Origin of the sequence: Lentzea sp. NPDC006480 (assembly GCF_040611995.1) — a bacterium.
In the GTDB taxonomy this organism is placed as follows: Bacteria; Actinomycetota; Actinomycetes; order Mycobacteriales; family Pseudonocardiaceae; genus Lentzea.
This window is the reverse complement of sequence record NZ_JBEXPJ010000289.1, coordinates 1-5834: the sequence shown is the minus strand read 5'-3', so window position 1 is coordinate 5834 and position 5834 is coordinate 1. Positions and strand designations below refer to the sequence as shown.

The following is a 5834-nucleotide window of genomic DNA, read 5'->3' as shown; positions in this document are numbered from 1 at the left end:
TACCAGCCGGCAAACCCGGCCGAGGTCGTGGACGTGACCGGCTACCGGACGTTCCGGCAGGTCGCCTGGGCCGGGTCCTGGGAGGGCACCACAGACCTCGGGCTCGGTACCCGCGCACGGCTGCCGTTCCGGGTGTTCACCCTGCCCGACCGCATCGTCGTGGACGTCGCCCACCAGTGGTGAACCGCGGGTGATGAGTCCCTCATGATCCGAGAGGGATGTGCACTCGTACGTCGTCGAGTCCGGCGAGAGGCCAGGCCACGATCAAGTCGAGCAGGTCGTCGTGCGGGCGGTTCAGGGTGAACTCCTGGCTGCCGGAGAAGGTCTGGTCTCCACCGGAGAAGGAGCCGTCACCCGATCGGATCCAGAACGCCTCGTTTCCCTGAACCACGGCCACGGACGCGCCAGGACCCGCCGCTCGGAGGTGGACCGGGTCCTCCAGCTCGCCTGACATCCGTCGCCGGCCGTGGAACGCCTGGGAGCTGATCGCGTCCGCGGCATCACCCTTGGCGATGGCGAGCAGTTCCATGGACAGCACCGAGTCCGCGGCGGTCAGTCGGCTGAGCACGACGGCGACGCGGTGATCGAGGCGGTGCAGGACACGGGGTGGGGCGACGTTCGTGCCTGCTTCTGCGGCCGGTGAGTCGTGGTGGCGGCCGGCACGGTGGACGAGCCCTTCCGGCACGGGACGACCATCCAGTGGCGCCTGCCAGATCGAGGTTGTGGCGCGCTCGACGGTGGTCCGGTCGGGCAGCGGCATGGTGATGACCGTTTCCGGGAAGCCGATCTCCGGCCACGCGAGCACGAGCGACATCTCGTCGAATGCCGGCGGGAACCGGACCACAGACCGGTAACTGGGACCGGACGTGCCGAGGTGGTAGTAGTCGCCGCTGCTCGACGAGCAGGTCGTGGCGAACTCCCAGTGCGCACGGCCGTCGGGATCGAGCCGGCCGACGCGCAGGTCCATGCCCTCGTCGTACTCCGGCAGCAACCGGCGCGGGGCGACCGCCGGCCGGCTCGGGCGCCGGCCGCGGATGTCCTGCTGCCGTTCGGTGGCACTACGCCGATCCAGTGGACGGCGGGCCAGCAGTTCGATCTCCAAAGCCGAAAGCCGTGACACCGCACGCACGACACCGACGGTCAGTTCGGGTCGACGCACCAGCATGCCGCCCGGATGTGCCACGGCGCCCAGGGTTTCAGTCGTGTCCACCGCCTCACCATCCCATGCCCTCAGGGCGCCGGTCTTGCAGCGGATCGGCTGGCCAGGACGGTCTCGCCGTTGTCGGCGACCCAGCGCATGAGTTGGCGCAGTGGTTTGGCGAGGCTGTGGCCCGAGTCCGTGAGCGCGTAGCTGACCCGTGGCGGGATCGCCGGCTCGACCGAGCGGTCGACCAGTCCGTCGCGGGTGAGCAGGCGCAGCTTTTCCGACAGCACCTTCTCGCTGATGCCGCCGATGTGGTCACGCAGCTCGTAGAACCGCAACGGGCTCTCGGCCAGCTTGACCAGGATCAGCGGCGCCCAGCGGCTGGTGATGTCGTCGAAGATGGCCCGGCCGGGGCAGTCGCTGTGGAACAGATCACTGTGCCGATCCGGCGCAGGCCGCTTGGCCTCAAGGTTTTCCCGCACGTTTGGAGCTTACAAGAAAGTAAGTCCTTACCTTTTGTAAGCCCGGCTCCTAGCGTCGGTTCTCGTTGGCACACAAGGAGGATCGATGAGCACAGTGGCACTTGTCAGCGGAGCGAGCCGCGGTATCGGCGCGGCGATCGCGCGCAGCCTGGCACGCGGCGGACACCACGCGATCGTGAACTACCACCGCAACGCTGACGCGGCCAAGCAGGTGGTCGCCGACATCGAGGCGGCCGGTGGGACCGCTCAGGCCGAGCAGGCCGACGTGTGCGATGACGCGCAGGTGGCGGCGCTGGTCGACCGGGTCCGCGCCGAACACGGGCGGGTGGATGTGCTGGTGTGCAACGCGAACACGGTCCAGCCGCCGTTCGAACCGCTCGCGTCGCTGCCGTGGGACGCGTTCGTCGGCAAGGTGGCCGGTGAACTGGCCGGGTCCTACCACCTGACGCAGCGGGTTCTGCCGATCATGCGCGAGCAGCGTGCCGGCCGGATCGTCTACATCTCCAGCACGCTCGCCGACGAGGTCGGCATGCTCGCCGCGCACTCCACCGCGAAGGCGGCGCTGAACACCTTCAGCCGCCATGTCGCCGCGGCCGCCGGACAGCACGGCGTCACCGTGAACACCCTCGCCCTGGGCCCGGTGAACACCGACGCCACAGCCGGTTTCCTCGACGACGACCGGCGGGCGTTCTTCGCGCAGCGGTCAGTCCTCGGCCGAGTCCTCGAGCCCGAGGACATCGGCGCCGCGGTCGCGCTGCTGGCCGAGGACGCCTTCGGCTCGGCGACCGGCCAGGTGATCCGGCTCGACGGCGGCTTCGACGTGCTCGGCCAGCAGCTGACCGCGTCCTGACCTCAGGAGACCAGGGAGAGGCCGCGGCGGGCCGGTTCGGCGACGGGGGTGGGCTCGGCGGTGGGGACGACGACTTCCTCGCCGCCGATCTCGCGGGTGATCCACGCACCGGACTCGACCATGACCTTCAACGTCCTGGTGTCCAAGGCGTTGATGCGGCCGTAGTACCACTCGTCGGTGGCCAACGAACCCATGCGGCCGGACAGTCGCTTCTTGATGTCCAAGACGCGCTCGAACAGCGTCTGGACGAGAGCGGCGCGGTCGAACGGGCCCTGCAGGCCCTCACGGATGCGGTCTTCGATGCCGCGCGGGACGCCTTCGGAGTCGGGCATGAGCATGGTGGTCCAGGCGCGGGACTTCTCGCGGTACTGCAGCTGCTGCATGACGCCCTCGTGCGAAGCGAAGTCGGCGGCGCGGAAAGCTGAGCCGCGCCAACGCTTCTGCAGGTTCACGGCCAGCGACAGCGCTGACTTCAGGCCCGTGTTCAGGCCGCGGCCGGGCCAGAAGTGCAGGGAGTTCGCGGCGTCGCCCAGCAGGAAGCCGAACGTCGACGGGGCCAGCTGGGCCGTGAACTTCGACATCTGCTGCATGCCCAGGGTGAACGAGTTGATGCCCACGACGTCCGCCGCACCGACGCCGAAGAAGCGCAGGCCGTCCAGGATTCTGGGCCACAGGTAGGAGAGCTTGTCGACCGACGGCTTGAAGACCGCGCGGTGCCGGTCGCAGACGAAGCGGCCGCCGGCAGAAGGACGCATGGTGCAGCCGAACTTGCCGATGCACGAGACCGGTCCGTTTTCGCCCAGGGCAACGATTTCGGAGGCCTCCTCGGCGGTCAGGCGCATGTTGATGAAGCCGCCGCCGAGCGAGTTGAAGAGGAAGCGGTTCTGGCCCACGGTCAACGGCACGGTGTGCTCGTCCGGGACCTTGGCGGTGACGCGGATGCCCAGCACGCGCTCGTCGAGCGGAGAACCGTCCACGGAGAACAGTTCGCGGCTCGGCGTGCCGAAGAAGGAGGACAACGAGTCACGAGTCGCCGAACGGGCGCCGTCCGCGATGGCCAGGACGTGCAGGCCGTCCCAGCGGTCCGGCTTCTCGTCCAGGCCGCGGGACGAGCTCGATGCCGTAGGTGTCCTGGGCCATGTCCAGGAGGGCGTCCTCGATCCAGCGGATCTTGATGTTGCGCGGGCGGCCCTTGGACTCCGGGGAGTCCGGACCGAACGGCCACATCTCGGAGAACCTGCCGGCGGCGAACAGCTGGTGCTGGACCGCGGAAGGGAGAGCGGCCCAGACGTTGCTCTGGAGGGTCACGACCTGCTCGCGGCGGTTGTTGCCCTCGGCGGCGCCGCGCCAGACCACGCGGTTGCCCTGGCGCATCCAGCGGCGGTCGTGCACGCGGAGGCTGACCTGGTCGCCCAGCAACGACTTCAGCGTGCAGGCGAAGGCGAGACCGACCGGGCCGCCGCCCGCCACGTCGACCCGCAGCGGCTTCGTGCGGCGCAGCTGCGTGATCGACGCGCCCTGCTTCGGCAGCAGCACAGTCGGACCGCACCGGCCGATCAGCACCGTCTTCTCGTCAGCCATGGCCCCGTCCCCCCTGATGATCCCGTTCAACGGCGGGAACACGAGCTGAGACGGTCAACGGTTCAACGAAGTTCCAGGAAGTTTTTCCAAGCAGCGGACGAGAAGGTCAGGACGGCTCCGGACGGGTTCTTGGAGTCGCGGACGAGCGCGTCGGAGGACAGCGACACCTCGACGCACGCACCGTCCTCCGATCCACCGCTGTAGCTGCTCTTACGCCATGCTCGTTCCTGCGTCATCGAAGTCCTCTCGCGGTCGGCCGGCGTACTCCGCCAGCACCCTCCGCGATTGTTCCGCATCCAACGCGAGTGCGGCCAGGCGGTCGATCAGCAGCCGAGTCCGCACGATGGCGCCTGGATCCTGCACGAACACCTTCGCCAGGTCGGTTTCGACGAACGCCACCGGGTTGGCCTTCGCGTACTCCCACAGCTGAAAGCTCGTGGCAATCACAGGAGCGTCAGCGCGGATGATGCGGATCATCCAGGCAGCGCGCAGGAGCCGGGCGTACTGGTCCTTCATGATCTGGTCGTCGCCGACCCGTGTCTGCAACACGTGCTCATGGATGTAGAACAAGCAAGTCGGCCGTTGGGCTCGCCGCAGGATCGCCTGGCGGTCAGTCCGAAGGTGGACCAGCGTCGGGATTCGCTCCTCAGTCACCAAGCCGGCCGCCCGGTACACACCAGCTGCGTATTCCGACGTCTGCAGGAGGCCCGGCGCTGCCTGTGCGTCATAGGTGACGATCGTCTTGGCCGTGGCCTCAGCCATCGCGAGTGTGCGCAAGTTGTCAGGTACCTGAACGAAGTACTCCTCGAACGCGTTGCGGTAGCGCCGTTTGAAGTCGAGGAAGTAGTCGATGTCCTTGCCGCACATCGTCAGGTACTGGACGAGGTCGATCTCGCTCGGACGGAACTTGCCGCGCTCGATGGTCGACACCTTGCTCGGATCCCAGCCGAGCCTCAACGCCAGCGCGTTGCCGTTCAAGCCCGTGCAGGTTTCACGCAAACGGCGTAGTTCGTCGCCGAGGTCCCTGCTGTAAGCAGTGGAAGGAGTGGTCGTGGCCATGCCAACGACGCTAAATCTTGCTCTTCGAGCAACCCAGCCGCTCATTCGGGTGAAAACGACGCTGCGGCGATCATCAGGAAACTGCCAGGAATCTCGCAGCCCGTCTACAGCTTGGCAGACGACGATCCGTGCCCATGACTCGACGTCGCAGATCCTTGTTGATCAACGGACTGCTGGTGGTGGTGCTCCTCGGTGCCGGTGTGGCCGGCTACCTGGTGTTCTTCGGTTCCTCCGGCAGTGCTCAGCCCACCGCCGCGCGCACGGCCGCAGCGGCGAACCGTGACGTCAGCGAGGTGGTCACGGCGTCCGGGACGGTGCAGAGCTCGTTCAGCGCCGCCGCGTCGTTCGGGGCGGCGGGCACGGTCACCGAGGTCGACGTCAAGGTCGGCGACGCGGTCACCAAGGGCCAGACGCTCGCGAAGCTCGACCCGACGCAGGCTCAGCTGCAGGTCGACATCGCGCAGGGCAACGTCGACGCGGCCCTCGCGAAGGGCACCGGCACGACCACTCTGCTCACGGCGTACCGGCAGGCGCAGCTCGCGCTCAAGCAGGCACAGGACACGCTCGCCTCGACCACTCTGACCGCACCCGGCGACGGCACGATCACGTCGATCACCGGCTCGGTGGGCCAGAAGGTCGGCGCGAGCAGCAACGCGTCCAGCAACACCAGTTCGACGACGAGCACGACCACGACGCAGTCCGGGTTCGTCGTCGTGAC

Annotated in this window: 8 protein-coding genes and 1 pseudogene; 3 read left to right on the top strand and 6 right to left on the bottom strand. The window is 67.9% G+C overall.

Annotated features, from left to right (window positions below; genetic code table 11):
• Positions 1-183 (top strand): annotated as a pseudogene (locus ABZX92_RS44900) (hypothetical protein); the annotation flags it as partial.
• Between the two features lie 19 nt (positions 184-202).
• Here the strand turns inward: ABZX92_RS44900 and ABZX92_RS44895 are convergent.
• Both ABZX92_RS44895 and ABZX92_RS44890 read right to left on the bottom strand, forming a co-directional pair.
• Positions 203-1210 carry a hypothetical protein gene (locus ABZX92_RS44895; RefSeq protein WP_355572161.1) on the bottom strand — a complete coding sequence of 336 codons (1008 nt, stop codon included), beginning with the start codon at positions 1208-1210 and terminating at the stop codon, positions 203-205.
• 20 nt (positions 1211-1230) lie between these two features.
• On the bottom strand, positions 1231-1626 hold the full coding sequence (locus ABZX92_RS44890; protein WP_355572160.1) for a helix-turn-helix domain-containing protein: 396 nt from the start codon (positions 1624-1626) through the stop codon (positions 1231-1233).
• Positions 1627-1711: 85 nt separating this feature from the next.
• Here ABZX92_RS44890 and ABZX92_RS44885 point away from each other — a divergent pair, with 85 nt between their 5' ends.
• Positions 1712-2476, top strand: a complete 765-nt coding sequence (locus ABZX92_RS44885) for an SDR family oxidoreductase (RefSeq protein ID WP_355572158.1) — start codon at positions 1712-1714, stop codon at positions 2474-2476.
• A 2-nt stretch (positions 2477-2478) separates the two neighbouring features.
• Here the strand turns inward: ABZX92_RS44885 and ABZX92_RS44880 are convergent, their stop codons facing one another.
• The 4 genes from ABZX92_RS44880 to ABZX92_RS44865 all read right to left on the bottom strand — a co-directional run bounded on the left by ABZX92_RS44880 (position 2479) and on the right by ABZX92_RS44865 (position 5161).
• Positions 2479-3495: a hypothetical protein gene (locus tag ABZX92_RS44880; RefSeq protein WP_355572156.1), complete on the bottom strand. Its 1017-nt coding sequence runs from the start codon at positions 3493-3495 to the stop codon at positions 2479-2481.
• Positions 3496-3499: 4 nt separating this feature from the next.
• Positions 3500-4057 (bottom strand): hypothetical protein, encoded by a 558-nt coding sequence (locus ABZX92_RS44875; protein WP_355572154.1) that lies wholly within the window; start codon positions 4055-4057, stop codon positions 3500-3502.
• Positions 4058-4119: 62 nt separating this feature from the next.
• On the bottom strand, positions 4120-4293 hold the full coding sequence (locus ABZX92_RS44870; RefSeq protein WP_355572152.1) for a DUF397 domain-containing protein: 174 nt from the start codon (positions 4291-4293) through the stop codon (positions 4120-4122).
• Complete coding sequence (locus tag ABZX92_RS44865; RefSeq protein ID WP_355572151.1) at positions 4268-5161, bottom strand: helix-turn-helix transcriptional regulator; 894 nt, start codon at positions 5159-5161, stop codon at positions 4268-4270. Before ABZX92_RS44865 ends, ABZX92_RS44870 begins: the two co-directional genes overlap by 26 nt.
• Positions 5162-5250: 89 nt before the next feature.
• Here ABZX92_RS44865 and ABZX92_RS44860 point away from each other — a divergent pair.
• Positions 5251-5834 (top strand): biotin/lipoyl-binding protein (locus ABZX92_RS44860; protein WP_355572149.1); only part of this gene is annotated, 584 nt, incomplete at its 3' end.

Coding starts and splice junctions, on each gene's coding strand:
- ABZX92_RS44875 (WP_355572154.1), bottom strand. CDS start 4,057: ATGGCTGACGAGAAGACGGTGCTGATCGGCCGGTGCGGTCCGACTGTG.
- ABZX92_RS44870 (WP_355572152.1), bottom strand. CDS start 4,293: ATGACGCAGGAACGAGCATGGCGTAAGAGCAGCTACAGCGGTGGATCG.
- ABZX92_RS44885 (WP_355572158.1), top strand. CDS start 1,712: ATGAGCACAGTGGCACTTGTCAGCGGAGCGAGCCGCGGTATCGGCGCG.
- ABZX92_RS44865 (WP_355572151.1), bottom strand. CDS start 5,161: ATGAGCGGCTGGGTTGCTCGAAGAGCAAGATTTAGCGTCGTTGGCATG.